This is a genomic window from Dickeya oryzae (assembly GCF_020406815.2).
GTDB lineage: Bacteria > Pseudomonadota > Gammaproteobacteria > Enterobacterales > Enterobacteriaceae > Dickeya > Dickeya oryzae.
Genome location: NZ_CP162670.1, coordinates 1,325,121 through 1,342,030, shown reverse-complemented (window position 1 = coordinate 1,342,030; position 16,910 = coordinate 1,325,121). Strand labels below are relative to the sequence as shown.

The following is a 16,910-nucleotide window of genomic DNA, read 5'->3' as shown; positions in this document are numbered from 1 at the left end:
ATACTGCGCTATCGTGCAGGCAGACATTATTCATGACGGGAAACATCGCATGAAAAGAAACAGAGTGTGGGGAACTGGAATAGCAAACGGGGACAACAGCAGAAATGAAAACGGGCCAGCATCATGCTGGCCCGTTAGAATTTTGGCGGAGGAGTAGAGATTCGAACTCTAGAACGCTTTCGCGTCGCCGGTTTTCAAGACCGGTGCCTTCAACCACTCGGCCACTCCTCCGCAACGACGCGAACTATAAACAGTGTGTCGGGTATTGTAAAGTGACATAGCGCTCAATCGCCTGAAAAACAGGCAACAACTGATTGAAAGTATACAAAATCGCCATCAGACTCAAACTTTTACCGTCAAGTAGGTTCAAGTCAGTAAAGAAGGGTAAAACGGCTTTAATAACATAATGCAACTACTTACTCTCTCTACAGACACAATGGCCCCCTTAACAGAGAGAGTCGTTATTATGGATCGTATCATTGCCTCCTCTACGCGTGAGCAGTCGCTGCTCAGTACCCACAAGGTACTGCGTAATACCTATTTCCTGCTGTCGCTAACGCTGGGTTTTTCTGCTGTCACCGCCACGCTTAGCACAATACTGAATCTGCCATCACCGGGATTTCTGCTGACGATTATCGGCTTTTACGGCCTGATGTTCCTGACCTATCGTCTGGCTGACCGCCCGGCGGGGATCCTCGCTACATTCGCGTTGACCGGCTTTATGGGTTATACCCTCGGCCCACTACTGAATGCGATGATTGCCGCAGGTGCGGGCGACATTATTATGCTGGCGTTGGGTGGGACGGCTCTGGTGTTCTTCTGTTGCTCCGCCTACGTGCTGACCACCCGTAAGGACATGTCTTTCCTGTCCGGTATGCTGATGGCCGGTTTCGTTGTCTTGCTGGTGGCCACCATCGCTAACCTGTTCCTGCATCTGCCGGGACTACATCTGGCGATCAGTGCAATGTTTATCCTGTTCTCCGCGGGCGCGATTTTGTGGGAGACCAGTAACATTATTCACGGTGGCGAAACGAACTACATTCGTGCGACCGTCAGCCTGTATGTTTCCATCTACAACCTGTTTGTCAGCCTTCTAAGCCTGTTGGGCATGTCTCGCAGCGAGTAACCCCGGCCGACATCAGTCAGCCAGACAAGGCACCTTCGGGTGCCTTGTCGCATTTTGGGTCATCCGGGAAACAAAAAATGGTGAGGTGCTGTCGATATTCCGACGAAGGCTCCTCACTGACGTATCAACCTATCCCCATAAGCCCGCATCCAGTCAGCCAAAGAATCCAGCGTGTCGCGCAACGTCTTTCCCAAAGCGGTGATTTCATATTCCACTCGTGGTGGTACTTCGGCATAGACCGTGCGGCAAACTAGTCCACGTAATTCGAACAAACGCAGTTGCCGGGTTAGCTCTTTCTGAGTGATGGGAGCCACCGCACGCTGTAGATCGCTAAAGCGCATGGGTTTGTCGATAATGATCAGCCGATACAGGATGGGAATAGCCCACTTACCGGAGATCAGGTTCACGAAGTCCACCATCGGGCAACGTTCCGTGGACTGAACATCTGCCGACGCCTGCCTGAGTATTGCCATAACTATCCAGCCTCTCCATTAGTATCCAAAAGGTGCCTACTATGCAAAGGATACCATTAATCAGATAATATCGCTTTCAGCTCATCAGAAGGATAACAGCATGCCAAGACTGCAAGATAAATATACGCTGATCACGGGGGGTACCAGTGGCATCGGCCTGGAAACAGCACGTCAATTTTTGAAAGAAGGCGCAATGGTCGCCATCACCGGACGCAACCAAGAAAGCCTGTCGGCAGCCGGTAGGGAATTGGGTGATACGGTGCTACTACTTCAGAGCGACGCTGGTGATACTGCTGACCAGAGCAAATTGGCCAAGCAGATTGCTCAACATTGGCCACGCCTTGACGTACTGTACATAAATGCAGGTGATGTGACGCACCGCCCGTTACAGGAGTGGGATGAAGCGACGTATGACCGGCTCATGGATACCAATCTCAAAGGCCCATTCTTTCTCATTCAGTCCTTACTGCCCTTGCTGGCAAATCCGTCTTCCGTCATTTTGTGTGGTTCGGTCAGTGCGCATATAGGCCTGCCGCAAAGCAGCGTCTATGCTGCCAGCAAGGCAGGATTGCTCTCGCTGGCCCGAACATTATCCGGTGAACTTGCAGGACGAGGCATTCGGGTCAATGGCTTAAGCCCTGGCCCGACTGAGACGGCGGCACTAGGCAAGCTGGGGCTTCCACCACAGGAAGAGGATGCCTTACGCGAACAAATCAAGAATCTCGTCCCCATCGGCCGTCTGGGTATGCCGTGGGAATTGGCAAAGGCAGCAGTATTCCTGGCTTGCGATGAGTCCAGCTTTATCGTCGGCACTGAACTGCAAGTTGATGGCGGCGTGGGTAACCTCTAAGTACACCGTTTCCCCTCCGTCCTTGATGCATCTACCTTCTCTGCCTCTGTCGCAAAGTTTGCTAGACTAGGCCCGTTTTCACGTGATACCGAGGCAATATGTTAGAGTTTGAAGGCAAGGTCATCGAAACCGATGCCCAAGGATATCTGAAAGATAGCGGCGAATGGCAGGAGGGCATGGCACCCCTATTAGCGGAGCAGGAAGGCATCACGCTCACCGAGGCACACTGGGAAGTGGTGCGCTTTGTCCGGGCGTTTTACCTCGAATTTAATACATCGCCCGCCATCCGTATGCTGGTCAAAGCCATGGCCCAGAAATACGGTGAGGAAAAAGGCAACAGCCGTTATCTTTATCGTCTGTTTCCCAAAGGCCCTGCCAAGCAGGCGACCAAAATCGCCGGGCTGCCAAAGCCGGTGAAATGCATCTGAGCATTCAGATCGAACAGACAAGCTCAGGGGTCAATAACGGATGGAGAAATCCCGCTCATTGGGTGCCGCGTGAGGCTCAGTCAGCACCTTATCCACCCGAGCATGACGCGGCCCCCCTTGCTTTAACCAGGCTACCAGTTGCGCGACGTCACGCTCTTCACCACTGGCGACGATTTCCACACTGCCGTCATCACAATTTCGGACATAACCACACACACCCAACTGTCGGGCCTGGAGTTGGGTGTGGTAGCGAAAACCAACACCCTGTACCATCCCGTAAACCCACACAATCACAGACATTGTCGACATTTTTCCTCCTCATCCATCGCACCGATGTTGTGTAAAAATGCATCAGGGTTAACGCCTTTTTACCTGCATTCAGCCTATTATTAATACAGCAGGAAGACTGACTGGTTTGTTACCTGGATGAATATCACCACCATGCCTGATGACTTGAAAATCACACGCCGTCCCCCCATTTAGGGTTCGTAATACGTTTCTCGGGAGGTCATATGATTAACTGTAAATTCACCATCGGACAGCAGATTCGTCATAAACTGCTGGGGTACCCAGGCGTCGTCATTGATATTGATCCTGAGTATTCCCTTGAACAACCCAAGTGGGAAGAACTTTCAGTCAACGACACCTTGCGAACGGCCCCGTGGTATCACGTGGTGATGGAGGATGAGCGAGGCCGCCCTATTCACACCTATCTGGCGGAAGAACAACTGATCAACGAAGGGCCCAACCCTTCCGATCACCCGTCGCTGGATGAACTGGCTGCCACCATCCGACGCCGCGCACCACGTCTGCTGCACTGACATCACCTCCATCAAGCATGAAGGTGATGTGATATGTGCCGTCGGTGGTTATCTGGAATGGAACCGGAGGCGGGAGGCTTATTTTCCCAACCCCAGACGGGGAATTTCAATTTTAGGGCAACGATCCATCACGACGGATAAACCGGCGTCATGCGCCAGCACTGCTGCCGCTTCATTGATGACGCCAATCTGCAGCCACAACACCCGCGCCCCAATCGCAATCGCCTCCTGAGCGATTTCAAACGCCGCATTCGACTGGCGAAAGACATCCACCATATCTACCGGCTCTGGAATCTCAGCCAGCGACGCGTAGACGTTTTGCCCCAGTAGTGTTTCCCCCGCCAGGCCCGGATTAACAGGAATAACCCGATAGCCTTGCTCAAGCAGATAGGCCATGACCCCATAACTGGGTCGTGAGGGATTATCGCTGGCGCCAACCAGCGCGATAGTCTTCACCTCGGTGAGTAGCTTTTTTATGTCGTTATCTTGCATGGTTGCCTCCGTGACGATTAACCCGACAAACGCCCTCGCACGCATGAAGGAGATCAGGCACTGTCTGGTATCAGTGTAACGCAGAATATCCATGGTGATGTGTGTGTCCGCTCAATCCGCCCGCTGGCACACCATGCACTGTCTCCCTTTTCCTGCCACTTATTGATAACCAAATATTTCAATTTTAAAATTTTGACACATTCTGCCTGTTACTGAACAATACGATGATGAGATCCACAACGAGGTTTGTATGAAAACCATTTCCGCTATCGCCGCCACCGCCATGCTGTGGTTGCTCACCTTCAGTTCTCTGGCGATGGCAACGACGCTCAAGCTGCGGCCTGACATCGAGTTGGTGATGGTGGATGGAAAGAAAGTCCCAGGTTCGCTGCTCAATGGTGCCGACAGCCTCGAGCTGGAAAAAAGCTACCATCAGATTGTCTTTCAGGTACTGAAATCCGTAGGATCTTCAGTTGGCACCAAACAGACTTACCGCTCTCCCGGCCTTATCGCCGTATTTGACGCCCGCAATCTGAGTGAAGTCGCTATCCGGCTCCCTGACCTGGACGATGCAGCAGCGCGTCAAAATTTTAGCCAGTCCCCCACCTATCAGTTGGTAGACAGCAAAAATCTGCCTATCCCTATTCGTACCGACGTGCTACCAGTTGGTGCCACCGAGTTATCGGGTGAAATAGAAAAACGCATGGCTGACTATAATCGTTCAGGCCAAGCAGCGGCGGCCATCACGTTCGCACCACTACCGTCTGCAAAGGCATCTACCATGCCCAACGCAGCGGCCAACCCGCTCGATCCACTCAGCATCATGCAATACTGGTTTCAACAGGCGGATAAAAATACGCGCCAGCGTTTTCTGGAATGGGCAAAAGACAGGGAAACCCAGTAAGCATGCTGATTTTACAGGCAAAAACGGCTGTTTTTGGAAAGATGCTCGCATTTTTTCAGTCTGCCACTTTCCACTGAAACGGCGTTTCCGTAATCTGTGAAAACTATACTGCTCGAAATTATACTGTTCGAAGGATGTCGCCATGGAGTACACCACCCGCACAATCGAGGTGCATAAGCACATTGCACTGGTTGCGCACGATCACTGTAAAGAATCGCTGCTGGAATGGGTTACCGCTAACAAAACCCAACTGGCGGAACACCATTTGTATGCTACCGGCACAACAGGCAACCTGATCCAACTGCATACCGGCTTGCCGGTCAGAAGCATGCTGAGTGGGCCGATGGGCGGTGATCAGCAGGTAGGCGCGCTAATATCCGAGGGCAAAATCGACATGCTGATTTTCTTCTGGGATCCGCTCAATGCCGTGCCGCATGACCCGGACGTGAAGGCGTTGCTGCGTCTGGCAACGGTATGGAATATCCCGGTGGCGACCAATCGCTCCACAGCCGATTTTCTGATTAATTCCGCGCTGTTCCGCCAGCAAGTCTCCGTCACCATCCCGGACTATCAGCGTTATCTTCAAGGACGCCTGAGATAAGCCTGTATTTTTCGCCATCACTGGCCGGTGATGACCGGCCGGTTTTTCCTGCAATAGTCACAGATAAAATCAGGCTTAACCTGGTTTACGCGGCATAGGCACACCTAACTGGTGCAAATCGTCCACAAATACGGACGGCTCATCACGGCTGTACAACAACCACACCTGATGTTTCGCGCGGGTCAGCGCCACATAAAGCAACCGCCGCTCTTCAGCGTCCGGGTACGGTTCCGGGCGAGGCAGTAATACGGCTTCCAGTACTGATTCACGCACGGGTGCAGGAAACCCATCACGCCCTTCGTGCAACCCTAGTACTATCACGTAATCCGCCTGTTGCCCTTTACTGGCATGAATAGTCATGAAATCAAGGTGTAAATTCGGCCAACGGGTCTGCGCCTTATCCAACACCTCTGGGCGTAAATGGTGATAGCGCGCCAGTATCAGAATACGCGCCTCTGGCGTCACATAACCGCTCATCTTGTCCAGTAACGCGTCCAGTTGCTCTTGCTCCAGCAACACGACTGATTTTTTATCACCGTCCCGCAGGCTGTTGAGCGTTTTTTTCAACTGTGCCGGGTTTTGTTGGATAAACCGATTAGCAATATCACCAATGCGGTGGTTAAAGCGATAGGTGGTATCCAGAATACAGTGCGCCCCTTCGCCAAAATGCTGCTCAAACGCCGTCGTCAGCGTCAGCTCAGCACCGCTAAAGCGGTAAATCGCCTGCCAGTCATCGCCCACCGCAAACAGACTGCTCTGCGGAGACTGGCGACGCAGTGCCTCCAGCAAGCGGGCGCGCTGGGGTGAAATATCCTGAAATTCATCCACCAGTATATGGTGCCACGGGCTGACAAAACGGCCTTTATCCAGATAGTTGACAGCCTGATGAATCAAACCGGAGAAATCTACAGCGCCTTCGTCTTTCAGGGCTTTTTTCCAGGCTTTCAATAAAGGAGCCATTAACCGTAGCCGTTGCTGGAATAGCGGGCGCGTTTCATCATCGGCTAAGGCTAACATTTCACTCTGTGTACCGCCTTGCATCCGCATCAACCCCAGCCAGCGCTCCAGCCGCCCTGCCAGCCTCGATGCAAGCGCGCTATCCTGCCAAAAGTTTCCTTCCGGCAGCGTCCACTCCAGCTCTTCCGTCAGCCACTGCCGCCATCCTTTCGCCTGGGTCTTTTTTTCATCACACTGCTGTTGCCAATGTCGGCTCAAAAACTCCCGCCGGTACACCCCATCGGTTTCCAGTCGACTGATTACCGGTACTTTGCGGCTGCACTGTTGAATAATGTGTAACGCCAGCGCATGAAAGGTCATCGCCCGCACATCGTCGGTATCTAGCCGTTCGCGGATACGGCTATTCATTTCCTCTGCCGCCTGTCGGCCAAACGCCAGCAACAGAATCTGTTGTGGCGACGCCTCCCCCCGATGCAATAACCAGGCAGCACGCGCCACCAATACCGACGTTTTGCCACTCCCCGCACCAGCCAGCACCAACACGGCATTTTCACCATTGACCACCGCCTGACACTGGCTGGGGTTTAATGGTGAGCTTTCCACCGTATCGAAAAATGCACGCTGCGCAACCAGCGTTGTTTGCGTCCAGCGCTGGTTAGCCTGTTGACGCTTCGCTTCACCTTGCTCCAGCCAGCACAAGCACTGCTGGTAGTTATCCCGACACGCATCGAATTCATTCAAGCGTACCAACGGCAACGGCAGTGCAGCAAACCCGGCTCGAATCTCTTGCTGGACGCGCATCAACGCCTGACGGCTAAACCACCCATCCCGGTGTTCCTGTTCTGAAATCTCGTCAACCAGTCGTTGCAACACCGCACTGGAGACGTCGCTCATTTCCTGGCTCCAGCTTTGCCAGGCTTTAAATAGATGACGAAAAAACTGTTGGGTTTCTTGCCACTCGGTGCCGTGTAGACGCACAACTTTACTTTCCGGCAACTCGAACTCCAGCTCTCCCCAAATCAGCCCTTTCTTACAGCGAATCGCCAGCAATTGATTGAATGGAATCAAATATTCATGCCGGTCGCCGCTGACATTGACACCGGCATTCAGTAATTGCACACGGTTGTAAGGATGCTGTGCCAGATGCTTACCTAACGCGGTCGATTTCAGTTCCATGATCCCAGTGCCATTTTCAGAAGACGTGTTCAACGTTATCGTTCACAAATTGTAGTGTAACCGCTATCCGACTCCGCACTCTAGCAACAAAAACGCGTTAGAATAACCCGGCGAATAATGTGATAATTCTTTTCTCATCAGAGAGTTTGACCGAGGGTATTCCTATCATGCGAGCCGTACTCAATATCCTGAATTTCGTGCTGGGCGGTTTTTTCACCACGCTCGCCTGGTTGCTGGCTACCGTCGTCAGCATAGTACTGGTGTTTACCCTGCCGCTTACTCGCTCATGCTGGGAAATCACCAAATTGTCGCTACTGCCATACGGCAATGAAGCCATTCACATTGACGAACTACGGCCGGAACAAAAAAATTCACTGCTGAATGCCAGCGGCACGCTGCTTAATGTGTTCTGGCTGGTCGTTTTCGGCTGGTGGCTATGCCTGTCACATATTGCCAGTGGTATTGCACAATGTGTGACGATCATCGGCATACCGGTTGGCATCGCCAATTTCAAAATTGCTGCCATTGCACTTTGGCCGGTGGGACGCCGCGTTGTCTCGGTAGAAGAAGCGCAAGCGGCAAGGGAAACCAACGCCCGTCGGCGTTACCAGTAATCAGGGTGGATGATCATCGTGCAACAGAACGTCACAACCAATCTGCGGCGGGTTATCTATAACAGTAGTTGGCTGTATAACCTACGGATTCTGATAGCACTCAGCGGTGTGGCGATTGTGCCATGGTGGCTTGGGGTATCGACCAGTACCATCCCGCTGACACTGGGCGTGGTGGCCGCGGCATTGACTGACCTTGATGACCGTTTGTCCGGCCGTCTGTTCAATCTGATCATTACACTCGCCTGTTTTCTGGTCGCTTCCGTATCGATAGAACTGCTCTATCCACATCCCTGGTTATTCGCCATTGGACTGGCTGGCTCAACCTGGAGCTTTATCCTGCTAGGGTCGTTAGGGCAGCGCTATGCCACTATTGCCTTTGGCGCACTGCTGATCGCCATCTACACCATGCTGGGTATATCACTGTACAGCGACTGGTATCAGCAGCCGTTTTTACTGTTGCTGGGGGCACTGTGGTATAACCTGCTGACGCTGCTCGGTCATCTGCTGTTTCCCATTCGCCCGTTGCAGGACAACCTGGCCCAATGCTACCAGCAGTTGGCTCACTATCTGGAAATCAAATCCAATCTGTTTGACCCCGACCTTGATGACAGTGACCAGCCGCTGATTGATGTTGCCATGGCTAATGGCCAGTTGGTTGATACGCTCAATCGCGCCAAAGCGTCGTTACTCACCCGGCTGCGCGGCGATCGCGGTCAACGCGGCACCCGACGCACACTGCATTACTATTTTGTCGCGCAAGACATTCATGAGCGGGCCAGCTCAGTGCACATCCAGTATGAACAACTGCGGCATATGCTGCGCTACAGCGATGTGCCTTTCCGGTTTCAGCGCCTGCTGTTTATGTTATCCCGCGCCTGCCAGCAGGTATCACAGTCCATTTTATTGCAGCAGAAATACCAGCACGATCATCGAATCGAGCGGGCCTTTTCCCACCTCTACGCCGCTATCGACAGGCTGGCTGCTCAGGGGGTGGAAACCTTATACATCAAAGCGCTACGCTATCTCCTCAATAACCTGCAAGCGATTGACGCCCAGCTCATCAATATTCAGTCCGAACAAACGCTTGAACACCACAATCATCGCCTGTCGGCAGAAAGTCGGCTATCGGATGATAAAATTACTGGCTGGAGCGATATCCGCTTGCGCATCAGCCGCCATCTCACGCCACAATCGTCACTGTTTCGTCATGCGGTGCGTATGTCGCTGGTGCTGTGTGTCGGCTATGCGATTATTCAGTTTACCGGTTTGCACCACGGTTACTGGATCCTGCTGACCAGTCTGTTTGTCTGCCAGCCTAACTATAATGCCACTCGCCGACGTCTGGCGTTGCGTATCCTCGGAACGCTGGGCGGGGTGCTGATTGGGGTGCCGCTGCTGTACATCGTGCCGTCACTGGAAGGACAACTGGCGCTGATTGTTATCAGTGGGGTGCTGTTCTTCGCGTTTCGTACAGTGCAATACGCTCAGGCCACACTGTTTATCACCTTGTTGGTGCTGATGTGTTTCAATCTACTGGGGGAAGGCCTGGAAGTCGCTATCCCCAGAGTCGTCGACACGTTGCTGGGCTGTGGTATTGCCTGGGCAGCGGTCAGTTTTATCTGGCCAGACTGGCGGTTCCGCGGCCTGCCTGCGGTGATCAATAAAGCGATGGATATGAACTGCCGCTATCTCGATGCCATTATGGTGCAATACCATCAGGGCAAAGATAACGGACTGCCTTACCGAATCGCCCGACGTGACGCTCACAATAGTGACGCGGAACTGGCCTCGGTGGTGTCCAATATGTCGGCTGAGCCGCATGCCCGGCCGGGCTCGCTGGAAAGCGCCTTCCGGCTGATGTGCCTCAACCATACATTGCTGGGATATATCTCCACGCTGGGCGCGCATCGGGAACATATTCAGTCGACTGAAACTTTGCAATTGCTGAACGACGCCGTTTGTTACGTCGATGATGCACTTCATCAGGACAGTCGTGAGCAGAAGGACAATCGTGACCAGACTACGTTGGATAAAGAACTGGAAGCACTGAAACACCGCATCCAGAGTCTGTCGCCGGAGCAGGACAGCCAGGAACAGCTGGTATTACAACAGATTAACCTGATAATCGGCCTGCTGCCGGAACTGACGCAACTGAAAAACCAGATGATTGCTGAAGAAAATCGACCACAGGAACCGATGCATCGGAATCGACAACAGACCTCTGCCCACTAATTCAGTCTGGGCGGTCGCAACGTACGAGGACTGGCCTTCTCGAACCATTCAAGCAATTCGCTGCGTATGCCTTGCGGCAGCGCAGCCTGGTGCACACCACAAATCGCACCGGCCAATGCCAGCAGTACATTCACACTCAGATTCTGACTGATGGTGCGCAGTTTAAGGTAGCTGGTTTTTGCACCAAGTCGGTGTAGCTCATCGATATTTCTAATGCCGACCTTCCAGAGTAACCGCTCCAGGTCATGATTGATATTTGGCAGGTCTTTTAACCTGATACAACGCTTTCTGGCTGCTTTATCCTGACGTGCGCCCTGCAACGATAATCGCGCCAGCTCCAGCAGCGCCGACTCATCTTGCCAGAGCGACTCCGCAACCAAATAATAATTGAGCGGTACCGGCAAACCACGTTTGGTATAGATGAGTTTTGGCGCTTGCTCTTCGAGAAAAAACGCTTCGTTATGACGAGCCGCCCGCAAATAGAGTTCTCCGCCGGATACCAACGCGAAAATCACCCCATCCGCTGCAATGCTGTAGCCGCCGAACTGTGAGCGAGAGAAAATAGTTCCCAATGAGGAAAACACGGTTTTCGCCTGTAAAATCCTTTTTTCACATAGCTTTTTCATTACTTATTCCTTGTATTGAATGTTTTTCCCTGTTTACCAAAGACATCCGTAACGGGAACAATTAATTAAACACAGCAAAACCCGGTCTTCAAATACAAAACATGTCATACCGGCAATAACATGACGATTATGCGAAGCGCTTTCAGAAATTCCGGTTGATCTTTGCCCACACAAAAGATACTGTACACCCATACAGTATAGCTGTGAGGTAAAGAAACTATGCGTACTCAAACCATCCGTTCTCGTCATGTCTGCAATACGTCACGCTTGGGTCATAACGCGATGCCTCAAACCGCTTCCAGCGGCTTCATCAGCGAAATCGTCTATGGTGACGACCATCCCATGCTGACGCCATTACTGCTACCGTTATTGCAGCAATTGGGTACGCAATCACGCTGGCTACTTTGGCTTTCCCCACAGCAAAAACTTAGCCGCCTGTGGCTACAACAGACAGGATTACCACTGGAAAAGATGATCGAGCTTCATCGCCTCAATCCGGTATCGACTGTTGATGCGATGGAGAAGGCGTTAATGACGGGTAATTACAGCGTCGTTCTGTGCTGGCTGCCAGACGAACTGAATAATGAACAAAAAATGCGGTTGCAAAGAGCGGCACAGCACGGAAATACCTATGGATTTATCATGCGTCCAGAGGGAGAAACAATCACAAGACCCTTTTCCACACTAAAAATTCACTCAAGATTGTATCATTGAATGAATATTAGGATTTTTCTTACAGGGATGTCGCCAGTTATCCGTAATCCGCGGAAACACAGCGCCGAGCGTGTTATTGCGAAGTACTAATATTAAAAGACATCAAGGTAATCTGACAAAATCGTCCATTATTTGTTAGTAATTATGTATGAACGACTGATTTTTTCATGGTGTCTGCCACATCATACTTGTAACTTTCTCACCACGTTGTAGACTTTAGCTCGCTGGAGTTGCCCTTCCATAATGTCAGTTCACTGACAGCACGTAATTAGACCAAGGGCAATATCTCCGAGAAAGGATTTTAACCAAAGGCTAATTAGCTTACAGAGTTGATTGCCGATTTGGATGATAATGAGGCGTAAAATGAAAAAAACAGCTATCGCGATTGCAGTGGCACTGGCTGGCTTTGCTACCGTAGCACAAGCCGCACCGAACGATAACACCTGGTACGCAGGTGGTAAACTGGGCTGGTCCCAGTACCACGATACCAACCTGACTGGCAATGGTTTCGACGTAACCAACGCTGCGCAGAGCCAACTGGGTGCAGGTGCATTCGGTGGCTATCAGGCTAACCAGTATCTGGGTTTTGAAATGGGCTATGACTGGCTGGGCCGTATGAAATATAACGGTGGCAACCAGGGTAGTTTCAAAGCTCAGGGTATCCAACTGGCTGCTAAACTGAGCTACCCGATCGTTGACGATCTGGATGTCTACACTCGTCTGGGTGGCTTTGTATGGCGTGCTGACAGCCATGACAACTCAGGTCGTAACGATAACGACACTGGCGTTTCTCCGCTGGCTGCTGTGGGTGTTGAATACGCCATCACCAAAAACTGGGCAACCCGTCTGGATTACCAGTGGGTGAACAACATCGGTGACGCTTCTACCGTTGGTGGTCGTCCTGACAATGGTCTGCTGAGCGTGGGTGTTTCTTACCGTTTCGGTCAGGAAACTGCTGCTCCGGCTCCGGTTATTGCTCCTGCACCGGCTCCGACCCCGGCTCCGGCTCCGGTTGTTCAGACCAAACGCTTCACCCTGAAGTCTGACGTTCTGTTCAACTTCAACAAAGCGACTCTGAAACCGGAAGGCCAGCGTTCTCTGGACCAGCTGTACACTCAGCTGAGCACTCTGGATCCGAAAGACGGTTCCGTAGTGGTTCTGGGCTTCACCGACCGTCTGGGTTCCGACCAGTACAACCAGACTCTGTCTGCTAAACGCGCACAGACTGTTGTTGATTACCTGGTTCACAAAGGCATCCCGTCTAACAAGATCTCCGCTCGTGGTATGGGTAAAGCCAACCCGGTTACCGGTTCTACCTGTGCTAACGTGAAAGCACGTGCAGCACTGATCGATTGCCTGGCTCCGGATCGTCGCGTAGAGATCGAAGTTAAAGGCATCAAAGACGTAGTGACTCAGCCTCAGGCTTAATTGCCACTGAGCATGCGTTAGCGGAAAAAGCGGTGGCCCTATAGATGATTCTATAGATTTGCGTTACCGCTCTTCCCTGCCAAAAAAACAGCCTCTGCTTACGCGAGGCTGTTTTTTTATTAGCATAATACAGTATCTTTCATTCCCGCTGATGACTTCCCCCAGATGATTTTGGGTAGACCTATTTTTATAGGTGCACGTGTTTTCATGAGTACACGTACCGTCATAAATATAATGCCTTGCTGGATATAATTACTCCCACCTCATAAGCCCTTGCACTAGCTATGCGAAATTTCTCCGATCATACCAATCAGATTATCGTTATGTCGGTGTACTGATTCGATGGCGGCCAATAGCACGACAGAGAATGCCATCAATGATAAATAAACTGATGTCGCACCACATACGACAAGCACCGCCGCCAGGGGAATAGCTAGCAGAGCCCTGCTGGCTCTTGCCATCTGAGGGTGAAAAACGTAGGTGGATTGTTCAGACTGGTCTCATCACTCATATCACTGTGATGATAAATATCATGGAAAAATAGCAGGTCATGCTCAATTAAAATACAAACGGAAATAACAGCAGTAATATATTTACATTCCTCATCAGCTCACAGGAAAATTGCATTCACTGCAAGCTAAGCCATCAGTCGATTTTCATTAGCGTTCTTTCAACACTGAGAGAAATATAAACAAGAAGTGACATAACCCCGGTAAGCAGACTAAAAACAACGCTAACCTTACGATAAATAATATGGTTCACAAGCACGATGGTGGCGCTCTGGCTTGCGACCAGATCGCCCATGGCTATGCGGCTAGTGCACATCAAGCCATATCCGGCTTCAGGATATCCGGCTTCAGGCACTGGCGCTATTGAGTTGTTCAATCTCATGGGGCGTGAGCGCCAGTCGGGTGGCACTGGCCAGTTCCGCAACCTGCTCTACCGACGTCGCACTCACTATCGGTGACGTCACACCAGGACGCGCTATCAACCACGCCAGCGCAACCTGAGCAGGTGTGGTGTGATGAGCCTCGGCAATCTGATCCAATGCGTTCAGAATCGCCAGACCGCGCGGGTTGAGATAATGTTCAATCACGCCCTGGCCGCGGGCACTTTTTACCGCATCGCTTTCCGAGCGGTATTTGCCCGACAAAAAGCCGCTCGCCAGCGAGTAATAACCAATCACCCCTAATCCATTCGCCTTTACTACCGGTTCAAGGGTGGTTTCATAGTGCTGACGATCATACAGGTTGTATTCCGGTTGCAGCGTTTCATAACGCGCCAAATGGTTATCTCTGCTCACTTGCAGCGCTTGTGCCAGACGCTCACCGTCATAGTTGGAAGCACCGATAGCACGCACCTTGCCCTCGCGAATCAACGCATCGAAAGCTGACAAGGTTTCCTCCAGCGGGGTGTGCTTATCATCCTCATGCGACTGATAGAGGTCGATGTAGTCTGTTTGCAGGCGTCGCAGTGAATCTTCCACCGCCCGGCGGATATAAGCCGCCGATAATCCGTGCCGATCACCGCCCATATTCTTGCCGACTTTAGTGGCAATAATGACACGATCGCGGTTTCCACGCAGTTTCAGCCAGTTACCGATTATGCTTTCCGATTCACCGCCTTTATTACCGGGAGCCCAGACGGAATACACATCAGCGGTATCAATAAAGTAGAGTCCCTGATCGAGCAAGGCATCCAGTACCCGAAATGAGGTTGGCTCATCAATAGTCCAGCCAAATACGTTGCCGCCAAAGGTCAGTAGTGGCACCCGAATTCCCGATTGTCCCAACTCACGTAACGCATCAGACGCAGGCATTGTCATCTCCTTGTGCTTACATTTTCCCTACAATCAACATGCTGGCAGGGAACTTTCATCACAGCATTTTTCGGTCTGGCATGATGAAATATTGAGATATCTCCCAGACAGAAGCGAATGCTATGAGACCCACGCTTTAGTTTAGGTTATTTTCCGCGATATAATTCCAGTTTTGCGTCTTACGTCGCATTTTAGGCGCAATCGTTACATAAAATGACGACCAAAAATCGGCCCCTATCATAATTTGGAGCAAACATGTCCAACATTCTGCAATTTATCCTGGCCCTGATCGTTGTCGCCGGCCTGTCACTGCTGGTGTGCCGCGATCGCAAAAGCATTCGCGTCAGGTATATTGTTCAACTTTTAGTCATTGAAATTCTACTCGCCTATTTTTTCCTCTACTCCAGTGCAGGGTTAGGTTTTGTGAAAGGGTTTGCGAGCTTGTTTGACAAACTGCTCGGCTTCGCAGGTGAAGGTACCACCTTCGTCTTTGGCAATATCGGTAACAACAGCTTTGTGTTCTTCCTCAAAGTGCTGTGCCCGATCGTGTTTATCTCCGCACTGATCGGTATTTTGCAGCACATCCGAGTTCTGCCGTTCATTATCCGACTGATCGGTACCGTTCTGTCCAAAGTTAATGGCATGGGCAAACTGGAGTCGTTCAACGCGGTCAGCTCACTGATTCTTGGTCAGTCTGAAAACTTCATCGCTTACAAAGACATTCTGGGGCAGATGTCTGAAAAACGTATGTACACCATGGCAGCAACTGCGATGTCGACGGTATCCATGTCCATCGTCGGTGCCTACATGTCGATGTTGGACGCAAAATACGTGGTCGCGGCACTGGTGCTCAACATGTTCAGCACCTTTATCGTGTTGTCGCTCATCAACCCCTACGACACCAGTGAAGAAAAAGAACTGCACCTGAGCAATCTGCATGAAGGCCAGAGCTTTTTTGAAATGCTGGGTGAATACATTCTGGCCGGTTTCAAGGTGGCGGTTATCGTCGCCGCGATGCTGATTGGTTTCATCGCACTGATCGCCGGTATCAACGCACTGTTCAGCGCGGTGTTTGGCCTTAGCTTCCAGGAAATTCTGGGTTATGTGTTCTATCCGTTAGCCTGGGTGATGGGTATTCCGAAAGCCGAAGCGCTGCAGGTAGGCAGTATCATGGCCACCAAACTGGTATCCAACGAATTCGTCGCCATGATGGAATTGCAAAAAGTAGCCGGTCAATTGTCACCACGCAGCGTAGGTATTCTGTCTGTCTTCCTGGTGTCGTTTGCCAACTTCTCATCGATTGGTATCGTTGCAGGGGCTATCAAAGGCCTGAATGAAGCACAAGGCAACACGGTTTCCCGCTTCGGTTTGAAACTGGTTTATGGTTCTACTCTGGTCAGCCTGCTGTCTGCCGCTATCGCCGGACTGGTGCTGTAACGCATTTGTCCTGATAGTGACACCGTGCTGACATACTCAGCACCATTCCCCGGCGTTAAATGACGCCGGGGATTCTTTTTCTACAAACCCTGACATATGTTCCATATTTCCTCCATTTTTGTCCTCCGTTAGCTGTTTACACTAGTATTATTATATTCAGTGTTTCATGGGCTTATCTTAGCCTGTGCTGATTGGAGGTTCCGTCCATAACT

17 protein-coding genes and 1 tRNA gene are annotated in these 16,910 nt (G+C 51.3%); 11 read left to right on the top strand and 7 right to left on the bottom strand.

Annotation, left to right across the window (positions count from 1 at the left end; genetic code table 11):
- Positions 1-143: 143 nt before the first annotated feature.
- Positions 144-231, bottom strand: a tRNA-Ser gene (locus tag LF929_RS05825).
- 235 nt (positions 232-466) lie between these two features.
- Between LF929_RS05825 and yccA the strand changes: the two genes are divergently transcribed.
- Positions 467-1,126, top strand: a complete 660-nt coding sequence (yccA, locus tag LF929_RS05820) for an FtsH protease modulator YccA (RefSeq protein ID WP_016943342.1) — start codon at positions 467-469, stop codon at positions 1,124-1,126.
- A gap of 113 nt (positions 1,127-1,239) precedes the next feature.
- On the opposite strand, the gene LF929_RS05815 is transcribed toward yccA, so the two are convergent.
- Positions 1,240-1,599 (bottom strand): helix-turn-helix domain-containing protein, encoded by a 360-nt coding sequence (locus tag LF929_RS05815; protein ID WP_038908673.1) that lies wholly within the window; start codon positions 1,597-1,599, stop codon positions 1,240-1,242.
- 100 nt (positions 1,600-1,699) lie between these two features.
- Between LF929_RS05815 and LF929_RS05810 the strand changes: the two genes are divergently transcribed.
- Positions 1,700-2,449: an SDR family oxidoreductase gene (locus LF929_RS05810; protein ID WP_038908674.1), complete on the top strand. Its 750-nt coding sequence runs from the start codon at positions 1,700-1,702 to the stop codon at positions 2,447-2,449.
- A 98-nt stretch (positions 2,450-2,547) separates the two neighbouring features.
- Entirely contained in the window at positions 2,548-2,877 is a 330-nt protein-coding gene (tusE, locus tag LF929_RS05805; RefSeq protein WP_016943341.1) for a sulfurtransferase TusE, read from the top strand.
- 30 nt (positions 2,878-2,907) lie between these two features.
- Here tusE and yccX read toward each other — a convergent pair whose 3' ends face one another.
- A complete protein-coding gene (gene yccX / locus LF929_RS05800; RefSeq protein WP_038908675.1) occupies positions 2,908-3,186 on the bottom strand; it encodes an acylphosphatase in 279 nt (92 codons plus the stop codon).
- Between the two features lie 203 nt (positions 3,187-3,389).
- Between yccX and hspQ the strand changes: the two genes are divergently transcribed.
- Positions 3,390-3,698: a heat shock protein HspQ gene (hspQ, locus tag LF929_RS05795; RefSeq protein WP_038908676.1), complete on the top strand. Its 309-nt coding sequence runs from the start codon at positions 3,390-3,392 to the stop codon at positions 3,696-3,698.
- A gap of 78 nt (positions 3,699-3,776) precedes the next feature.
- Here the strand turns inward: hspQ and LF929_RS05790 are convergent, their stop codons facing one another.
- Positions 3,777-4,190 (bottom strand): CoA-binding protein, encoded by a 414-nt coding sequence (locus tag LF929_RS05790; protein ID WP_038906428.1) that lies wholly within the window; start codon positions 4,188-4,190, stop codon positions 3,777-3,779.
- 250 nt (positions 4,191-4,440) lie between these two features.
- Between LF929_RS05790 and LF929_RS05785 the strand changes: the two genes are divergently transcribed.
- Both LF929_RS05785 and LF929_RS05780 read left to right on the top strand, forming a co-directional pair.
- On the top strand, positions 4,441-5,094 hold the full coding sequence (locus LF929_RS05785; protein ID WP_038908677.1) for a DUF2057 family protein: 654 nt from the start codon (positions 4,441-4,443) through the stop codon (positions 5,092-5,094).
- A 142-nt stretch (positions 5,095-5,236) separates the two neighbouring features.
- Positions 5,237-5,695, top strand: a complete 459-nt coding sequence (locus LF929_RS05780) for a methylglyoxal synthase (RefSeq protein WP_012885637.1) — start codon at positions 5,237-5,239, stop codon at positions 5,693-5,695.
- Between the two features lie 75 nt (positions 5,696-5,770).
- On the opposite strand, the gene helD is transcribed toward LF929_RS05780, so the two are convergent.
- Positions 5,771-7,828, bottom strand: a complete 2,058-nt coding sequence (gene helD / locus LF929_RS05775) for a DNA helicase IV (RefSeq protein ID WP_038908678.1) — start codon at positions 7,826-7,828, stop codon at positions 5,771-5,773.
- Between the two features lie 167 nt (positions 7,829-7,995).
- Here helD and LF929_RS05770 point away from each other — a divergent pair, with 167 nt between their 5' ends.
- Positions 7,996-8,442 (top strand): YccF domain-containing protein, encoded by a 447-nt coding sequence (locus LF929_RS05770; protein WP_038905186.1) that lies wholly within the window; start codon positions 7,996-7,998, stop codon positions 8,440-8,442.
- Positions 8,443-8,451: 9 nt separating this feature from the next.
- Positions 8,452-10,674: a YccS family putative transporter gene (gene yccS, locus LF929_RS05765; RefSeq protein WP_210174101.1), complete on the top strand. Its 2,223-nt coding sequence runs from the start codon at positions 8,452-8,454 to the stop codon at positions 10,672-10,674.
- Here the strand turns inward: yccS and LF929_RS05760 are convergent.
- Positions 10,671-11,300 (bottom strand): TfoX/Sxy family DNA transformation protein, encoded by a 630-nt coding sequence (locus tag LF929_RS05760; protein ID WP_038908680.1) that lies wholly within the window; start codon positions 11,298-11,300, stop codon positions 10,671-10,673. The genes yccS and LF929_RS05760 overlap by 4 nt on opposite strands.
- Positions 11,301-11,519: 219 nt before the next feature.
- Between LF929_RS05760 and sulA the strand changes: the two genes are divergently transcribed.
- On the top strand, positions 11,520-12,014 hold the full coding sequence (gene sulA / locus LF929_RS05755; RefSeq protein WP_012885642.1) for an SOS-induced cell division inhibitor SulA: 495 nt from the start codon (positions 11,520-11,522) through the stop codon (positions 12,012-12,014).
- Between the two features lie 363 nt (positions 12,015-12,377).
- On the top strand, positions 12,378-13,442 hold the full coding sequence (gene ompA, locus LF929_RS05750) for a porin OmpA (RefSeq protein WP_038908681.1): 1,065 nt from the start codon (positions 12,378-12,380) through the stop codon (positions 13,440-13,442).
- Between the two features lie 856 nt (positions 13,443-14,298).
- On the opposite strand, the gene LF929_RS05745 is transcribed toward ompA, so the two are convergent.
- A complete protein-coding gene (locus LF929_RS05745) occupies positions 14,299-15,261 on the bottom strand; it encodes an aldo/keto reductase (RefSeq protein ID WP_226092703.1) in 963 nt (320 codons plus the stop codon).
- A gap of 255 nt (positions 15,262-15,516) precedes the next feature.
- Between LF929_RS05745 and LF929_RS05740 the strand changes: the two genes are divergently transcribed.
- On the top strand, positions 15,517-16,698 hold the full coding sequence (locus LF929_RS05740; RefSeq protein ID WP_012885645.1) for a NupC/NupG family nucleoside CNT transporter: 1,182 nt from the start codon (positions 15,517-15,519) through the stop codon (positions 16,696-16,698).
- Positions 16,699-16,910 lie beyond the last annotated feature (212 nt).